The 15,655-nt window shown below is 72.4% G+C and carries 12 protein-coding genes; 1 reads left to right on the top strand and 11 read right to left on the bottom strand.

The annotated features are described in order from the left end of the window. Nucleotides 1-200 precede the first annotated feature (200 nt). Nucleotides 201-1,043 carry a trans-aconitate 2-methyltransferase gene (locus ACWDX6_RS16960; RefSeq protein ID WP_451485689.1) on the bottom strand — a complete coding sequence of 281 codons (843 nt, stop codon included), beginning with the start codon at nt 1,041-1,043 and terminating at the stop codon, nt 201-203. A 132-nt stretch (nt 1,044-1,175) separates the two neighbouring features. On the opposite strand from ACWDX6_RS16960, the gene ACWDX6_RS16965 reads away from it, so the two are divergent. Further along, on the top strand, nt 1,176-1,673 hold the full coding sequence (locus tag ACWDX6_RS16965; RefSeq protein ID WP_356889098.1) for a MarR family winged helix-turn-helix transcriptional regulator: 498 nt from the start codon (nt 1,176-1,178) through the stop codon (nt 1,671-1,673). On the opposite strand, the gene ACWDX6_RS16970 is transcribed toward ACWDX6_RS16965, so the two are convergent. The 10 genes from ACWDX6_RS16970 to ACWDX6_RS17015 all read right to left on the bottom strand — a co-directional run bounded on the left by ACWDX6_RS16970 (nt 1,632) and on the right by ACWDX6_RS17015 (nt 15,580). Next, nucleotides 1,632-2,405 (bottom strand): LuxR C-terminal-related transcriptional regulator, encoded by a 774-nt coding sequence (locus tag ACWDX6_RS16970; RefSeq protein ID WP_451485781.1) that lies wholly within the window; start codon nt 2,403-2,405, stop codon nt 1,632-1,634. The two genes, ACWDX6_RS16965 and ACWDX6_RS16970, sit on opposite strands and share 42 nt — an antisense overlap. A gap of 358 nt (nt 2,406-2,763) precedes the next feature. After that, nucleotides 2,764-3,903 (bottom strand): galactokinase, encoded by a 1,140-nt coding sequence (galK, locus tag ACWDX6_RS16975; RefSeq protein ID WP_451485690.1) that lies wholly within the window; start codon nt 3,901-3,903, stop codon nt 2,764-2,766. Next, nucleotides 3,900-4,868 (bottom strand): UDP-glucose 4-epimerase GalE, encoded by a 969-nt coding sequence (gene galE / locus ACWDX6_RS16980; RefSeq protein WP_451485691.1) that lies wholly within the window; start codon nt 4,866-4,868, stop codon nt 3,900-3,902. Before galE ends, galK begins: the two co-directional genes overlap by 4 nt. Beyond that, nucleotides 4,865-5,908 (bottom strand): galactose-1-phosphate uridylyltransferase, encoded by a 1,044-nt coding sequence (gene galT, locus ACWDX6_RS16985; RefSeq protein WP_451485692.1) that lies wholly within the window; start codon nt 5,906-5,908, stop codon nt 4,865-4,867. Before galT ends, galE begins: the two co-directional genes overlap by 4 nt. Before the next feature lie 143 nt (nt 5,909-6,051). Then, the gene (locus ACWDX6_RS16990; RefSeq protein ID WP_403293326.1) at nt 6,052-6,741 is read right to left on the bottom strand and encodes a helix-turn-helix transcriptional regulator; all 690 of its coding nucleotides are present in this window, start codon (nt 6,739-6,741) and stop codon (nt 6,052-6,054) included. Nucleotides 6,742-6,913: 172 nt separating this feature from the next. Beyond that, nucleotides 6,914-8,701: an outer membrane protein assembly factor BamB family protein gene (locus tag ACWDX6_RS16995; protein WP_451485693.1), complete on the bottom strand. Its 1,788-nt coding sequence runs from the start codon at nt 8,699-8,701 to the stop codon at nt 6,914-6,916. A gap of 46 nt (nt 8,702-8,747) precedes the next feature. After that, on the bottom strand, nt 8,748-10,334 hold the full coding sequence (locus ACWDX6_RS17000; RefSeq protein ID WP_451485694.1) for an outer membrane protein assembly factor BamB family protein: 1,587 nt from the start codon (nt 10,332-10,334) through the stop codon (nt 8,748-8,750). 16 nt (nt 10,335-10,350) lie between these two features. Beyond that, complete coding sequence (locus ACWDX6_RS17005) at nt 10,351-12,177, bottom strand: outer membrane protein assembly factor BamB family protein (RefSeq protein WP_451485695.1); 1,827 nt, start codon at nt 12,175-12,177, stop codon at nt 10,351-10,353. Between the two features lie 111 nt (nt 12,178-12,288). After that, complete coding sequence (locus ACWDX6_RS17010) at nt 12,289-14,103, bottom strand: ABC-F family ATP-binding cassette domain-containing protein (protein WP_451485696.1); 1,815 nt, start codon at nt 14,101-14,103, stop codon at nt 12,289-12,291. Nucleotides 14,104-14,242: 139 nt separating this feature from the next. Further along, nucleotides 14,243-15,580: an acyltransferase family protein gene (locus ACWDX6_RS17015; RefSeq protein ID WP_451485697.1), complete on the bottom strand. Its 1,338-nt coding sequence runs from the start codon at nt 15,578-15,580 to the stop codon at nt 14,243-14,245. Between the last annotated feature and the right edge of the window lie 75 nt (nt 15,581-15,655).

The following is a 15,655-nucleotide window of genomic DNA, read 5'->3' on the forward strand; positions in this document are numbered from 1 at the left end:
CCGCGGGGGACGCGGCCGGGGGGGGGCCCGCCCCCGAGGCGGGGATGGGGCCGGGGGGGGGGACCGCGGGGGGGGGGGGGGGGGCGCGGCGGGGGCGGCGCCCCGCACCCGTCAGGTGACCGCCGCCGGGAACGTCCGGCGGGCCGCGTGGGCGTCGACGGCGCAGGCCCTCTCGACCCCGTGGCCGACGGCGGCCGGCATCAGGCTCCCTTCCTGGCGACGGCGAAGATGCGGCGGAACGGGAAGACCGTGCCGCGCGGGCCGGGCGGGTAGGCGGCGCGCAGGAGGTCGCGGTACTGGGTGAGGAAGGCTTCCGTCGCCTCCGGGTCGCCTTCCAGCGCGGTCAGGACGGGGCGCAGCGCCGTGCCCTTGACCCAGTCCAGGACGGGGTCCTCGCCCGGCAGGAGCTGGGAGTAGGTGGTCTCCCAGACTTCGGTCTCGCAGCCGAGGTCGGTGAGCCGGTGCAGATAGGCGGCCGGGTCGAGGATGTGGACGAAGCGGCGGCCTTCGCCGCCGAGGCGGTCGCGCCACCGGGGGGTGTCGCAGAGCTCCCCGAGCAGGGCGTGGCTGGGTGAGGTGAAGTTGCCGGGGACCTGGAAGGCGAGGGTGCCGCCGGGCCGGAGGCCCTCGATCCACGGCGCGAAGGACTCGGGATGGTTGGGGACCCACTGGAGCGCCGCGTTGGAGACGATCAGGTCGTACGGCTCGTCGGGGGTCCAGTGCGCGGCGTCGGCGGGCCGGAAGTCGAGCCAGCCGCCCCCCGCCGTCGTGCCGGCGTAGTCCTTCTCGGCCCGCTCCAGCATGTCGGGCGAGAGGTCGAAGCCGGTGATGTGGGCGTCGGGCCAGCGTTCGGCCAGAAGCACGGTCACATTGCCCGGTCCGCAGCCGAGGTCGGCGACCCGAGCGGGACGGTCGCCGTTGGGCAGTTGCGGTATTCGGGCGAGCAGGTCGAGGAACGGACGGGTGCGGTGGCCGGAGTGGCGGAGGTACTGCTGTGGGTCCCATGTCGGCGCGACAGAAGCAGAAGCTGGTCCGGAATGCATGTGCGAAGCCCCCTTGCTGGAACGAGTTACCGAAGCGGAACGAGGTTCCGGCCCGGTCCTTCCCCATAGTCCAGCGGAATATATCTTGACGTCAAGAGACTTTATGTCAACAGACCGTTTACACTGATCGTCATGGAGGACGAGGTCGACCGTCTGGTCGCTGCATGGCGCCGCGAGCGCCCCGACCTCGACGTGGAGCCGCTCGAGGTCCTGAGCCGGGTGTCACGGCTCGCCCGGCACCTCGACCGCGCCCGTCGGCTCGCCTTCTCCGAGCACAACCTGGAGCCCTGGGAGTTCGACGTCCTCACGTCGCTGCGCCGCGCGGGCGCGCCCTACCAGCTCTCCCCCGGCCAGCTGCTGACCCAGACGCTGGTCACCTCCGGCACGATGACCAATCGTATCGACCGGCTCACCAAGAAGGGCCTGGTCGAGCGGCTGCCCGACCCCAGCGACCGCCGAGGGGTGCTGGTCCGCCTCACCCCCGAGGGCCGCGACCGGGCCGACCAGGCGCTCGCCGGCCTGCTCGCCCAGGAGCGGGCCATCCTGGCCCAGCTCTCCGGCAGCCAGCGCGGCGAACTGGCCGGTCTGCTACGCCAGCTGACCGCCCCGTTCGACAACATCCCCGGCTAGGGCCGGTTCGGCGGGCCCGACGCCCGCCCGGCGGGCCAGGGCGACCGCCGCCAGCGTGGAGTGCACGCCCAGCTTCCCGAGCACGTTCTGCATGTGCGTACGGACGGTGTGCGGGGAGAGGAACAGCCGCTCGGCGACCGCCTTGCGCCCCAGGCCCGCCACCATGCAGCGCAGCACCTCCCGCTCGCGGGGCGTCAGCGACTCCACCAGCTCCTCGCTCTCGGTGCGGTGCCTGCGGGCCGCCGTCAGCTCCCGCAGCACGCCGGTGAGCAGCGCCGGCGGCAGATGCGTCTCGTCGCGCAGGACGCCGCGGATCACGGCGAGCAGCCGCTGCAGCGAGCAGTCCTTGGCCACCCAGCCCGTGGCGCCGGCCTGGAGCGCGAGGGCCGCGCGGCGGGCGTCGTCCCGCTCGGCGAGCACGATCGTACGGACGGCCGGGCGGCCGCCCTCGCCGACGCCCGCGACCAGCGAGATGCCGTCGACCACGCCCTCGGCGTCGTCCGGTACGGCGCGGGCGACGGCGGGCGGACCGGGGGCCGCGCCCAGGTCGGCGTCGACCAGCATCACGTCGTACCGGCGTCCCTCGGCGGCGGCGCGGTCCAGACAGCGCAGGGCGGCGGGGCCGCTGCCCGCGGCGGAGACGTCGACGTCGGGCTCCGCCGCGAGGGCGGCGGCCAGCGACTCGGCGAAGATGCGGTGGTCGTCCACCACCAGGACCCGGATACGGACCACGGACACCCCCAAGTGTCGAGGAAGGACCGGCGCGGGCACAGCGCCGGGGAGGAGGTCCGTCGTCGCACGGCCGCCGCCGTGCAGTGATCCTTACCCCACCCCGGGCGCCGTACCCGACTGGTCTCACCCCTGATCAGCACCGGCCCCCACCGGTGCTGCGCATCAGAGTACGGGCGGGGCGCCGTGGCGGAAGCCGAATCGCGGAACTGGTGGAAGACGGGGGTGACGCAGGGGTCGCTTGTGTCCGATCGTGGCGGAAGTCGTCGTTTCCCGGGGCATGTTCCGGGTGACGGGACCGCTGTCCAGGCCCGCGCCCGGGAAGCCCGTCGGCCCTCGCCCCCTCGCCCCGGCCCGTCGCTCAGAGCCTGCGCGCCCCCTGCGACGGCACCGCGGGGAAGATCCTCGGGGGCGCGAACCCCGCCTCGGCGAAGGCCTTCTCGACCGCGCCGCCCACCGCCCGGGCCGCCGCGGACTCCACGAGCACGATCGCCGAGCCGCCGAACCCGCCGCCCGTCATCCGGGCCCCGAGCGCGCCGGCGGCGTTCGCCGCCTCGACGGCGACGTCCAACTCGGCGCAGGAGACCCGGAGATCGTCCCGGAGCGAGTGGTGGCCCTCGGTGAGGACCGGGCCGACCGCCCGGACGTCCCCGGCGTCGAGCAGGGCGATCGTCCGCTCCACGCGGTGGTTGTCCGAGACGATGTGCCGGACATAGCGCCGAACCGTTTCATCATCCAAACGTGCGAGAGTGTCGGACAGGTGCGCGTACGGCACGTCGCGCAGCGCGCGCACGCCGAGCGCCCGCGCGCCCGCTTCGCACCCGGCGCGCCGCTCCGCGTACGCGCCGTCCCCGAGCGCGTGCTTCACACGGGTGTCCACCACCAGGAGCCGCAGCCCCCGGGCGGCGAGGTCGAACGGCACCTGGCGGTAGGAGAGATCGCGGGTGTCCAGGTGCAGGGCGTGCCCCTCGACGGAGCAGGCGGAGGCCATCTGGTCCATCACCCCGCACGGCACGCCGACGAAGGCGTTCTCCGCGCGCTGGGCGAGCACGGCGATCTCCGGCCGGCTCAGACCGAGGCCGAACAGGTCGTTGAGCGCCAGACCGGTGACGACCTCCAGGGCGGCGGACGAGGAGAGCCCCGCGCCGGTGGGGACGGTGGACGCGAGGTGGATGTCCGCCCCGGTGACCGCGTGCCCGGCCTCGCGCAGGGCCCAGACGACACCGGCCGGGTAGGCGGCCCAGCCGGTGCCGGAGAGGGGTTCGAGCGAGCCGGCGTCGAGCTGGACGATGCCGCCCTCGACGTCGGCGGAGTGGACGCGCAGCACCCCGTCCGTACGACGGGCGACGGCGGCGACGGCCGTGTGCGGCAGGGCCAGCGGCATCACGAATCCGTCATTGAAGTCGGTGTACTCGCCGATCAGGTTCACCCGCCCCGGGGCGGCCCAGATGCCCTCCGGCTCCACCCCGTACAGCGCCTCGAACTCCCCCATCACGCTCATGCGCTTCCCTGCTCCCTCTTCCTCGCGAACGCCCACGCGTCCTGCACGATGTCCGCCAGGTCCGGGCGGGACGGATTCCAGCCGAGGCGCTCGCGCGCCGTGTCGGCCGAGGCGACGAGCACCGCCGGGTCACCGGGCCGGCGCGCGGCCATGACCTCGGGGACCGGGTGCCCGGTCACCTTGCGCACGGTCTCGACGACCTCCCGCACGGAGAAGCCGTTGCCGTTGCCGAGGTTGCAGATCAGGTGCTCGCCCGGGTTCATGGCGCCCAGGGCGAGCAGATGGGCCTCGGCCAGGTCGGCGACGTGGATGTAGTCGCGGACGCAGGTGCCGTCGGGGGTGGGGTAGTCGTCGCCGTAGACGTTGATCGCCTCGCGCTTGCCGAGGGCGACCTGGAGGACGAGCGGGATGAGGTGCGACTCGGGGTCGTGCCGCTCACCGCAGGCCCCGTAGGCGCCGGCCACGTTGAAGTACCGCAGCGAGACGGCGGCCAGGCCGTGGGCGGCGCACTCGCCGCTGATCATGTGGTCGACGGCCAGCTTGGAGGCGCCGTACGGGTTGGTCGGCGCGGTCGGCGCGGACTCGGTGATCGGCACGGACCGGGGCTCGCCGTAGGTGGCGGCGGTGGAGGAGAACACCAGCTTGCGGACGCCCGCCTCGCGCATCGCGGCCAGCAGGGCCATCGTGCCGCCGACGTTGTTCTCCCAGTACTTCCCCGGATCGGCGACCGACTCGCCGACCTGGGAGAAGGCGGCGAAGTGCAGGACTCCGTCGTAGGAGGGGTCCAGCCATCGGGCGGCGTCCTGGATGCGGCCCTCGATGAAGTTCGCCCCGGCCGGGACGCCCTCGCGGAAGCCGGTGGAGAGGTCGTCGAGAACGGTGACCTCGTGGCCCGCCTCCAGCAGGTGGGCGGCCACCACGCCGCCCACATAGCCCGCTCCACCCGTCACCAGATATGTGCTCACTTGCTCGCAACCTCTCGGAGTCTGTCTGCCGCGGACTCCGGTGGCACGTCGTTCATGAACGCGCCCATGCCGGACTCGGTGCCCGCGAGGTACTTCAGCTTGCCAGAGGCCCGGCGGACGGTGAAAAGCTCCAGGTGCAGCGCGAGCTCCTCCCGGTGTCCGCCGGTGAACGGCGCCTGGTGCCAGGCGGCGATGTACGGCGTCGGCGGCTCGTCCGGGCCGAAGATCCGGTCGAAGCGCCGCAGGAGCTCCAGGTAGACCTGGGGGAACTCGGTGCGGGCCCCCGCGTCGAGCGCGCGGAGGTCGGGCACGCGGCGCGCCGGGTACAGATGGACCTCGTAGGGCCAGTGGGCGGCGTACGGCACGAAGGCGATCCAGTGCTCGGTCTCCAGCACGACCCGTACGGCGTCGGCCCGTTCCCGCGCGACGACGTCGTCGAAGAGGTTCTGTCCGGTCCGGGCGCGGTGCTCGGCGGCGTTGCGCCGCATGAGGGCGGTACGGGCGGTGGTGTACGGGAACGCGTAGATCTGGCCGTGCGGGTGGCCGAGGGTGACGCCGATCTCGGCGCCCCTGTTCTCGAAGCAGTACACCTGCTCGACCCCCGGCAGCTCGGCGAGTTCGGCGGTCCGGTCGGTCCAGGCGTCGAGCACCAGGGCGGCCCGTTCGGGGGTGAGGTCGGCGAAGGAGGCGTCGTGGTCGGAGGTGAAGCAGACGACCTCGCAGCGTCCGGCGCCGCCGGCGAGGGAGGAGAAGCGGTTCTCGAAGACGGCGACCTCGTAGTCGGGGGCCGGGATCTCGCTCAGCCGCCCGTCCCGGGACGGGCAGAGCGGGCACTCGTCGGCGGGCGGGTGGTACGTCCGCCCCTGCCGGTGCGAGGCGATGGCGACGACGTCCCCGAGAAGCGCGTCGTGACGGAGCTCGGAGGAGGACGCGACGGGGTCGAGGGGCCGCGCGTCGACGGCGTCGCGGACGGCGTCGACGGCGGTGTCGTAGTAGATGAGCTCGCGCCCGTCGGCGAGGGTGGTGACGGTCTTCTTCACGGGGTGTCCTCAGGCGGGGGAACCAAACAGAACCACGCACAAGGAACCACAATCAAACATCCCAGTCAACGCCGAACACCGGACCGGTGTGGCCATGGGCTCGGTGGCGGCCCCCGGACGGAATGCCGTGAGAGCAGTGCTCCCTAGGGCAGCTCCCGCCGGGCGCCCGGCACGGGGGCGTGGTCCAGCAGGCCGGTCCGCGCGGCCAGGGCGGCGGCCTCGAGGCGGGAACCCACCCCCAGCTTCATCAGCACCCGCTGCACATGCGTCCGCGCCGTACTCGGCGCGATCCCCATCCCCGCCGCGATCCCCCGCGTGTCCTCCCCCTCCGCCACCCGGAGCAGGACCTCCACCTCCCGGGGCGTCAGCATCCCCAGCAGCCGCTGCCCCTCGTCGTCCGGCTGCGCCGCCGGGTTCAGGAGCTCCATGAACGCGCCCTGCAGCAGCTGCGGCGCCACCGCCGCCTCCCCCGCCCGCGCCTTGACCAGCGCCCGCTCGACGCCCTCGATGCGCTCGTCGTGCCGTACGTACCCGGACGCCCCGGCCGCGAAGGCCGCCGCGATCCCGCGCGGGGAGGGCACCGGCCCGAGGACGACCACGGCCACCTGCGGCCGCTCGCGCTTGATCCGGACGATCGGGTCGAAGACTCCCGGCTCCGCCGGGGCGGCCGTGCCGAGCAGGCACACCTCGGGTGCCCGGCTCACCACCAGCTCCGCCGCGCCCGCCACCGGGGCGGCCGCCGCGAGCACCCGGTGCCCGCGCAGTTTCAGTGCCGAGGCGAGCGCCTCGGCCAGCAGTCGGTGGTCGTCGACCACCATGAGCCGCACGCCCATCGAGCCACCCCTCTGTCCCCCCTGGAGCCGCGTACCGGCCCAGCCACCCTGATGCCCCGGCAAGTTACACGCTCCCCCCGGCGCACGTGCGCCGAACGGCGTCCCGTACCTACGGAAGTGGGCTCCTCCGGAGGATCGGAGGAGCCCACTGCGGTGGCCGGCGGGGCGATGCTCAGCCCGCGAGCCGGAAAGCGACCACCAGGTACTTCTTGTCGTCCGTCGACGAGGACTCACGGGGCTTGCTCAACAGCGTCTGCGAGATGAACAGCCGGCCGGCGGCGTACCGGTACTCGGATCCGTTCTCGCTGAAGCTCGTCTCGGCGTCCCGTACGGGCTCGTCCGACGGGTTCTCCAGCAGCGTGGTCTGCTTCATCGTCCCGCCGTCGATCTTGACGACCTGTCCGCCCTTGTCGTACGGCGGAACCTTGTAGGCGATGATGTCGCCGCCGTCCATCCGCAGCGGGACCAGCGTGTACCGGTCGCCCGCGTCCGCCTTCTCCGGCGTCGGCTTCCCGGTGGCCAGGTCGAACGAGACGATCTCGTTGGTCTCGTCGCCGTACTCCCCGGTGGAGCCCTCGTGCTCCTCGGTCGGGAGGTAGATCCGGCCGTTGCCGACGACGACCCTGACGCACGACTCGACCTTGGTGGAGCGGCAGCTGGCCGCGTAGCGCTCCGAGTCCGCCGCGATCTTCACCTTGAGCTTGCCGGTCTTCTCGTCGAGGGAGAAGAAGTCCGAGATGCCGCTGCCGTCACCGGCCGCGTCGCCGACGTCGGCAGCCACGACCAGCGGCTTCGTCGACACGATCGACGCGTACTCCACGCCTGCGGGCATCTTATACTGGGAGATCGGGGCGCCCGTGAGCGGGTTGAGGTTCTGGATGACGACGTACTGGCTGCCGTACTCCCCGCACTTGCGCGCCGCGACGAGGCCCTCACCGCCGCCGTAGCCCATGTCGTAGCACTGCTGGGCGTTGGCCTCCGGCTTCCAGCGCGGGTTGCCGTTGGCCAGGTCGAAGGCGGCGCCGCCGTCGGTGCCGCCCGCCGCGACGGTCGTCCCGCTGAGCGTGACCTCGCTGAACCTCACCTTCTGGTCGCCGGCCGTACCGCCGGTGACGGCGGTGGACCACACCAGCTTGCCGGTGCCCAGGTCGACGACGCCGATCTCGGTGCACGGCTGGTAGAAACGCGGCCCGACGCGCTTGGTCGCCTCGAAGAGGACGGCCGTCTTGTTGTCGGCGGTGACGTGCCGCGAGGTGCCGCAGACCTGGCCGGGCAGCGGGAGGGTCCAGAGCGGGCTGCCCTTGTCGAGGTCGTAGCCGACGATCGAGTTGACGCCCGTCTTGACGAACGCCTTGTCCGTGATCCACGAACCGGACATGTCGGTGAGGTCGGTGACCTTGGGCTGGGGCAGCTGGAAGGCGAGCTGCGACTTGGGGTTGTCCGGCGCCTTCTCCTTGCCGCCACCGCCGAGCCCGTCGCCGCCCTTGCCCTGGGACGAACCGGAGCCGCCGCCCGCGGTGTTGTTCGTCTCCTCACCGTCGCCGGAGGCCGCGTACCAGATGCCGGCGCCGATGATCAGCACGACGGCCACCGCCGCGGCGATGATGATCTGGAGCTGCGCCGAGAGCTTCTTGCCGCCCGAGGGCGGGGGTGCCTGCGGGTACGGCTGCTGGGTCGGGTACCCGTACTGCGGCTGGGTCGGCGGCTGCTGGGGATAGCCGTACTGCGGCTGGGTCGGCGGCTGCTGGGGGTAGCCGTACTGCGACTGCGCCGGGGGCTGCTGCGGATAGCCGTACGAGGGATCGGCCGGCGGCTGCTGCGGCTGGGGGTAGCCGTACGGCTGCTGCTGCGGCGGGGGCGTCGGCGCGCCGAACCCGCCCGGGGGCGGATCCTGCGGTGCGCCGAACCCGCCCGGCGGAGGGCCCGGGGGCTGGTTCGGCGGCGGAGGTGGCTGTGTCATGGCGTGGATACCTCTGGAGTGTCGGGAAAACGGGCGGAAACCGGTGTCACTTGCCGAAGGCCAACAGCGTCTCCCTCTCCTGCTCCTCGGCGTCGGTCGAACCGACGACGAGACTCTTCACAAGGATGTACCGGCCGTTCTCGTACAGCGCCGGGGAGTCGTGGAACCGCGCCTCCACCCGGCCCGCCGAGCGCGGCACCCGGAGCAGTTCGACGGGCTCGGTCGCGCCCGGTGCGACGGTGGCCAGCGATCCGGGCTCGCCCACGATCGAGGCCATCCGCAGGACGAGGGAACCGCCCTCCATCCGCAGCGGCACCGTCCTGCGCCCCGCGGGTCCCTGGATGCGCCGGGTCTCGGCGCCCGTACGGAGATCGAAGGCGACGACCTCGTTGCGGGCGTTCTTGCCGCGGGTCCCGGCGGTCGCCAGATAGAGGGTGTCGCCGTCCACGACGACCTGACAGCGCTGCAGGTTGCCCTGGTGGGCGGTGTCGTCGGTGCATCCGTCGGCGAACGGGCCCTCTCCTCTGAGGGACGCGCGCTTGGTGCCGTCCTCGTTGAAGACGGCGACGCCGTACTCGCCCGTGGCGAGCTTCCGGCCCGCGACGACCAGCGGTCGCACGGAGTAGACGGCGCTGACGCGGAAGCCGACGGGGGTCCGGTACTTCCACTTCGACTTACCGGTCACGGGGTCGACCTCGTGGATCTCCTCCTGCGGCTTCTCGTGGTCGGAGGTCGGGCAGGACACCGCCGCGACGAGCTTGGGCCCGCCCGCGTAGGCGTAGGGCTGGCAGCCGTCGCCGGGCCATCTGCCGAACAGCTGCTTGCCGTCGCTGAGCCGGTAGGCGGTCGAATAGCCGTGCCGGCCCGCGGTGACGGTGTCGCCGCTGATCGCGATCGAGTACTCGAAGAAGAAGTCGAACGTGCCCTCCTTCACGATCTTCCGCTGCCAGCCGGCCTTGCCGGTGCGCAGATCGACCATCTGGAGCCGGCGGCATTCGTCGTTCTCCGCGTGGAGGCGGTCCTTGAGCGCGAGGACGACCCTGCCGTCGTCCGAGGCGAGTTGCGGTGCCCGGCAGATCTCGGTGTCCAGTGTCAGGCGCCACTTCACCGTGCCGTCGGCCACCGAGTGCGCGGTGACCGAGCGGTACAGGGCGGTGACGACCGTGTCGCCGACGAGCCACGGCCCGAAGACGTCGCCGCCCAGGCGCGGTATGTCCATGTCGTTCTTCCGGACCCAGAGCACGGAGGCGTCGCCGGGGGCGCGGCCCGCGTTGTAGCGGGCCGCGTCCGCGGCGTCGGGCGGCGGCGGGCCGACCGGCCCGGTCGGCGGGGCGGACGGCGTGGCGCTCACGGTCGCCCTGCCGTCCTCGCCGCCCTTGCCGTCGGGGGCGCCGCCGAGGCCGTACCAGCTCACCCCGGCCACGACGAGGAGCCCCGCCACGACGGACGCGACCAGCGCCTTGGAGCGGCGCCGGCCGCGCGGCGGCGGGGACTGCGGTGGCGGGGACTGCGGTGGCGGGGATGGGGACGGCGGCACCGCCGCCGGTCCGGTGGCGCCGCCCCCGTACGGGTTGAGCCGGCCGTAGGGCCCGTACGACGGTGGGGGCGGCCCGGGTTGTCGCGGTGTCGTCATCGGAGTCGGACAGCCCTCACTTGCTGAAGGCCATCATCGTCTTGGTCTCCTTCTCCGCCTTGTCGTTGCTGGCGCTCACCCGCCCGCTGGAGATCACGAAGGTGCCGTTGCCGTAGGCGTAGCCCGCGTCGTAGAAGCTGTTCTCGATCTGGGCCGTCGCCGCCGGGTGCTGGAGCAGGGTCTTGGGCGCGCCGCCGGTCGGTGCGATGGTGGCGACGGTGCCGCCCTTGTCGTACGACGGGTCGATGTACACCAGGACCTCCGAGCCCTCCATCCGCAGCGGGCTCATCGGCTGGTTGCCGGGCGCCTTCGAACGCCACTTGGGCTTTCCGGTGTTCAGGTCGAAGGCGACGACCTCGTTGGGGGTGCCGTAACCGGTCTCGGTGGCCATGTAGAAGGTGTTGGCGTCGGCCGCGACACCGGTGCATCCCGCGAGGTTCTTGCCGAAGACGACGAAGGAGCCGCCGCAGTTGGGGGCGTACTTGTCCTTTCCGCCCTGGATCTGCGAACGCAGTTTGCCGTCGGCGGTGAGGGAGAAGATCGACCACTTCTTCTCGTCGCGCTGGGTGGCGGAGACCACGAGCGGGTTGACCGAGTAGACCTTGTCGACCTCCCAGTTGGCCTGGAGCCGGAAGCTCCACCTGGGCTTGCCGGTGTTCGGGTCGACCTCGCTGACCTGCTGCTGCTTCTTGTTCACATCACCGCTGGGGCAGCTGTCGGCGGAGATCAGCTTCTCGCCGCCCGCGAAGGCGAAGGCCTTGCAGCCGCTGCTGGGGGTGGCGAAGAGCTGCTTGCCGTCGGCGAGGGAGAAGCCGTACGCGGTGCTGCTGCCGGCCGCCGTGACGGTGTTGCCGCTGATGGCGAGGGTGTTGTCGTCGAAGGCGAACAGGCCGGTGGCCTTGGGTACGGACCGCTTCCAGCCGGCCTTGCCGGTCTTCAGGTCGACCTTCTGCAGCTCGGTGCACTTGGCGCGGTCGCCGTCCTTGTCCTGGACGCCGAAGACCATGGTGCCGTCGGCCGCGGGCTGCGGCGGGGTGGCGCACAGCTCGTGGGGCAGGTCGAGGTGCCACTTGGCGGAGCCGTCGGTGAGGCTGTAGCCGTCGATGCCCTTGTACATGGCCTTGACGACGACGTCGCCGACGATCCACGGGCCGAAGACGTCGGAGCCGTTCTTGGGCAGGTCGACGCTGTTCTTGAGCAGCCAGTTGATCTTCGCCTCGCCGGGCTGGCGGCCCGCGTTGAGGTCGTCCTGCCCATTGCGGCCGTCCCCGTCGCCGCTGCCGTCGCCCTGGTCGACGGAGGCGGAGCCGGACGGCTGGGCGGTGGCGGTGCCGGACGGCTTGGCGACCGGCTCCTTCTCGTCGCCGCCGCTGAGGGCGAGCCAGGTGCCGCCGCCGATGACGAGCAGGCCCGCGACGGCCGCGGCGATGATGACGCCGGGCTTGCCCTTGAAGGGGTTGTCGCCCCCGGGCGGGGTCGGCGCGGCCGGGTACTGCGGCTGGCCCGGGTAGCCGCCGTAGGGGCCGGGCTGCTGCTGACCGTACGGGCCCGGCTGGCCGTAGGGGCCGGGCTGCTGCTGGGCGTACGGGCCCGGCTGGCCGGCCTGCTGCGGATAGCCGTAGCCGGGCGGGGGCGCCTGCTGCGGGTAGCCGTAACCGGGCTGCTGCGGCTGGTCGTACGGGCCGGCGGGCGGCGGCGTCTGACCGCCGTACGGGCCGGGCGCGGACGGCGGCGTCTGCGGGGCCTGCGGCGGGGTGGGCGGCATCGGTGGGACGCCTTGGTTCCCCTGGTCCGGATCCGGTGCTCCGAAGCCCGGCGGCTGATTGCTGGGCGGCTGGGTCATCAGCGTTCCCCCTTGATGTGAGCGGGTTTTCTTTCTACCACTCAGGGGATGGCGCAAAAGTGACCGGTCCGCCCCTTGTACCCAAGGGAGGACCGGCCCGTGATGCCCTCGTTACGCGTCCTCGGCGAGTTCGAGCCAGCGCATCTCCAACTCCTCGCGTTCCGTGGCCAGTTCTCGCAGCTCCGCGTCCAGCTTCGCCACCTTCTCGAAGTCTGTGGCGTTTTCGGCGATTTGAGCGTGCAGCTTCGTCTCCTTGTCGGAGAGCTTGTCCAGCTGGCGCTCGACCTTCTGCAGCTCCTTCTTCGCGGCGCGGGAATCGGCCGCCGAGACGGTCCTGCCGGAGGCGGCCGGCTTCGCGGCCGGGGCGGCCGGGGCCGGCACCGACGCCTCGACGGCCCGGCGGCGGCGCTCCAGGTACTCCTCGATCCCGCGCGGCAGCATCCGCAGGGTCTGGTCGCCGAGCAGCGCGAACGTCTTGTCGGTGGTGCGCTCGATGAAGAACCGGTCGTGCGAGATGACGACCATCGAGCCGGGCCAGCCGTCGAGAAGGTCCTCCAGCTGGGTCAGGGTCTCGATGTCGAGGTCGTTGGTGGGCTCGTCGAGGAAGAGCACGTTCGGCTCGTCCATGAGGAGCCGCAGAAGCTGCAGGCGGCGGCGCTCACCGCCGGAGAGGTCGCCGACCGGCGTCCACTGCTTCTCCTTGGCGAAGCCGAACTGCTCGCACAGCTGACCGGCCGTCATCTCCCGGCCCTTGCCGAGGTCGACCCGGTCGCGGATCTGCTGGACCGCCTCCAGGACCCGCAGGGAGGGAGGCAGCTCGGTGACGTCCTGGGAGAGGTAGGCCAGCCGTACGGTCCTGCCGACGACGATCTTCCCCTCGGCGGGCTGCTTCTCGCCCCGGGTGACTGCCGCTTCGGCGAGCGCGCGCAGCAGCGAGGTCTTTCCGGCGCCGTTGACGCCGACCAGGCCGATCCGGTCGCCGGGGCCGAGCTGCCAGGTGAGGTGCTTGAGCAGCGTCTTCGGTCCGGCGGTGACGGTGACGTCCTCCAGGTCGAAGACGGTCTTGCCGAGCCGGGCGTTGGCGAACTTCATCAGCTCGGAGGTGTCGCGCGGCGGCGGCACGTCGGCGATCAGCTCGTTGGCGGCCTCGATGCGGTAGCGGGGCTTGGAGGTACGGGCGGGGGCGCCGCGCCGCAGCCAGGCGAGCTCCTTGCGCATCAGGTTCTGCCGCTTGGTCTCCTCGGTGGCGGCGATGCGCTCCCGCTCGGCGCGGGCGAAGACGTAGTCGGAGTAGCCGCCCTCGTACTCGTGGACGGTGCCGCGCTGCACGTCCCACATACGGGTGCAGACCTGGTCGAGGAACCACCGGTCGTGGGTGACGCAGACGAGCGCGGAGCGGCGCTCCTGGAGGTGCTTGGCCAGCCAGGCGATGCCCTCGACGTCGAGGTGGTTGGTGGGCTCGTCGAGGACGATCAGGTCCTGCTCGTCGATGAGGAGCTTGGCGAGCGCGATGCGGCGGCGCTCGCCGCCGGAGAGCGGGCCGATGACGGTGTCGAGACCGTGCTCGAAGCCGGGCATGTCGAGCCCGCCGAACAGCCCGGTGAGCACATCGCGGATCTTGGCGCTGCCGGCCCACTCGTGATCGGCCATGACGCCGATGACCTCGTGCCGGACGGTGGCCTTCGGGTCGAGGGAGTCGTGCTGGGTGAGGACGCCGAGGCGCAGCCCGCCGCTGTGGGTGACCCGGCCGGTGTCGGCCTCCTCCAGCTTGGCGAGCATCCGGATGAGGGTGGTCTTGCCGTCGCCGTTGCGGCCGACCACTCCGATCCGGTCCCCTTCGGAGACGCCGAGAGAGACGCCGTCGAGCAGGGCACGGGTGCCGTACACCTTGCTGACAGCCTCGACATTGACCAGATTGACGGCCACTTTGACTCCTGTACGGGGGGATCGATCGACGTCCAAGGGTAGACGGCCGAACGGGTGGGAAGTCGTGCGGTGATCATCCGCCGGTGCCTCCGGCCGCCCGGCGCCGTGACCGACCCCCTGGACGCGCGGGCACGGCCGCTCAGAAACGCCCTGGTCGGACCTGGCGCCGCCCGGGCTTGACCGGGCCGGACGCGCTGCCGGGGCGCCCGGCACACTCGACCAGCAGCCAGCCGAGCAGGGCCATGGCGACGGCGGCCGGGGCGGTGATCCGGACGGCGATCAGGGTGGCGGCGTGGCCCTCCAGGAGGCCGGCGAAGCCGGTCATGGAGAGGCCGAGGACGCCGAGGAGCGCGAGGGTGATGCCAAGGGCCGCGAGCGGAGCCGAGCCGCCTTCCCGGCGGGGCGGCACCGGTTGTTCGAAGCGGCGGAAGACCGCCACGAGCAGCGCCGTGAGCAGGGCCGCGGCGGCGATGCGCGGAAGGAGCTGAAGCCACCAGGCAGCCGTGGCCGGCTCCGGCGGCTCCACTCCGAGGGCGAGGACCACGCCGTAGACGCCGAGCATCGCGGTGAGGTGCCAGAGGAACGCCGTCATCGCGACCCCGTTGGCGGCGACGACCTTGTGCCAGACGCCGGCGCGGGCCGCGAACCGGCTCCCGGGCCCCTTGAGGAGCTCGACCGCGCCCACCAGCCACAGGCCGTGGAAGAGCAGGGCGAGGGTGGGCGGGGCCATGTTGGAGACCTTCTCGCCGGGCATCCCCACCATCGACAGGGGGTACGGCCCGAGGGCGACCAGGAGGCCCGCGCCGGCGAGGCCCGTCGCGGCGAGGACCCCGGGCAGGCGGATCATGCCGTCCGCCCGCAGGAAGCCGAGCTGGTGGACGGCGAGCCAGACGAAGGCGAAGTTCAGGAACTCCACGAACGGCACCCCGGCCGCGAACCGCAGCGCGTCGACGGCGACGGCCGCGCCGACGAGGCCGGCGAAGGCCCCCCAGCCGTACCGCTCGTGGAGCTTCAGCAGCGGCGGGGTGAAGGCGACCATCGCGAGGTAGATGCCGATGAACCACAGCGGCTGGGTGACCAGCCGCAGCGCGACCCCGGTCAGTCCCCCGTCGCCGCCCGCCAGTTGGACGGCGAGCGCGGCGGCGCCCCACACCCCGATGAACACCATGGTGGGCCGCAGCAGCCGCTGGAGCCGGGCGCGCAGGAAGGTCGCGTACGGGGGCCGGGAGCGGTGGGCCAGGGCGTGCGAGAACCCGCCGACGAAGAAGAACACGGGCATGACCTGGAGTCCCCAGGTCGCGACCTGGAGCTCGGGGACGACGGCCAGCAGGTTGTCCACCCGGCCGTCCGAGCCGACGACGGCCATCAGCCAGTGGCCGAGGACGACGACCCCGAGCGAGGCGACCCGCAGCAGGTCGATGTACCGGTCCCGGGTCGCGGGCGTGGCGGCGGCGAGCTTCCGAGCGCTGATTCCCATGCGGGTACGGTGCCGGGCCCGCGCCGCCGCCCGTCAGGGCGCGAATACTCAGCCGGCGGATGAGTACGAGCCTGG

Source organism: Streptomyces sp. NPDC003027, assembly GCF_053591435.1.

What these genes read in the sequence shown, in the direction of transcription:
- ACWDX6_RS17005 (WP_451485695.1), bottom strand. Translation starts at nt 12,177, where the DNA reads ATGACCCAGCCGCCCAGCAATCAGCCGCCGGGCTTCGGAGCACCGGAT.
- ACWDX6_RS16960 (WP_451485689.1), bottom strand. Translation starts at nt 1,043, where the DNA reads ATGCATTCCGGACCAGCTTCTGCTTCTGTCGCGCCGACATGGGACCCA.
- ACWDX6_RS17015 (WP_451485697.1), bottom strand. Translation starts at nt 15,580, where the DNA reads ATGGGAATCAGCGCTCGGAAGCTCGCCGCCGCCACGCCCGCGACCCGG.
- ACWDX6_RS16965 (WP_356889098.1), top strand. Translation starts at nt 1,176, where the DNA reads ATGGAGGACGAGGTCGACCGTCTGGTCGCTGCATGGCGCCGCGAGCGC.
- ACWDX6_RS16995 (WP_451485693.1), bottom strand. Translation starts at nt 8,701, where the DNA reads ATGACACAGCCACCTCCGCCGCCGAACCAGCCCCCGGGCCCTCCGCCG.
- ACWDX6_RS17000 (WP_451485694.1), bottom strand. Translation starts at nt 10,334, where the DNA reads ATGACGACACCGCGACAACCCGGGCCGCCCCCACCGTCGTACGGGCCC.
- ACWDX6_RS16990 (WP_403293326.1), bottom strand. Translation starts at nt 6,741, where the DNA reads ATGGGCGTGCGGCTCATGGTGGTCGACGACCACCGACTGCTGGCCGAG.
- galK (WP_451485690.1), bottom strand. Translation starts at nt 3,903, where the DNA reads ATGAGCGTGATGGGGGAGTTCGAGGCGCTGTACGGGGTGGAGCCGGAG.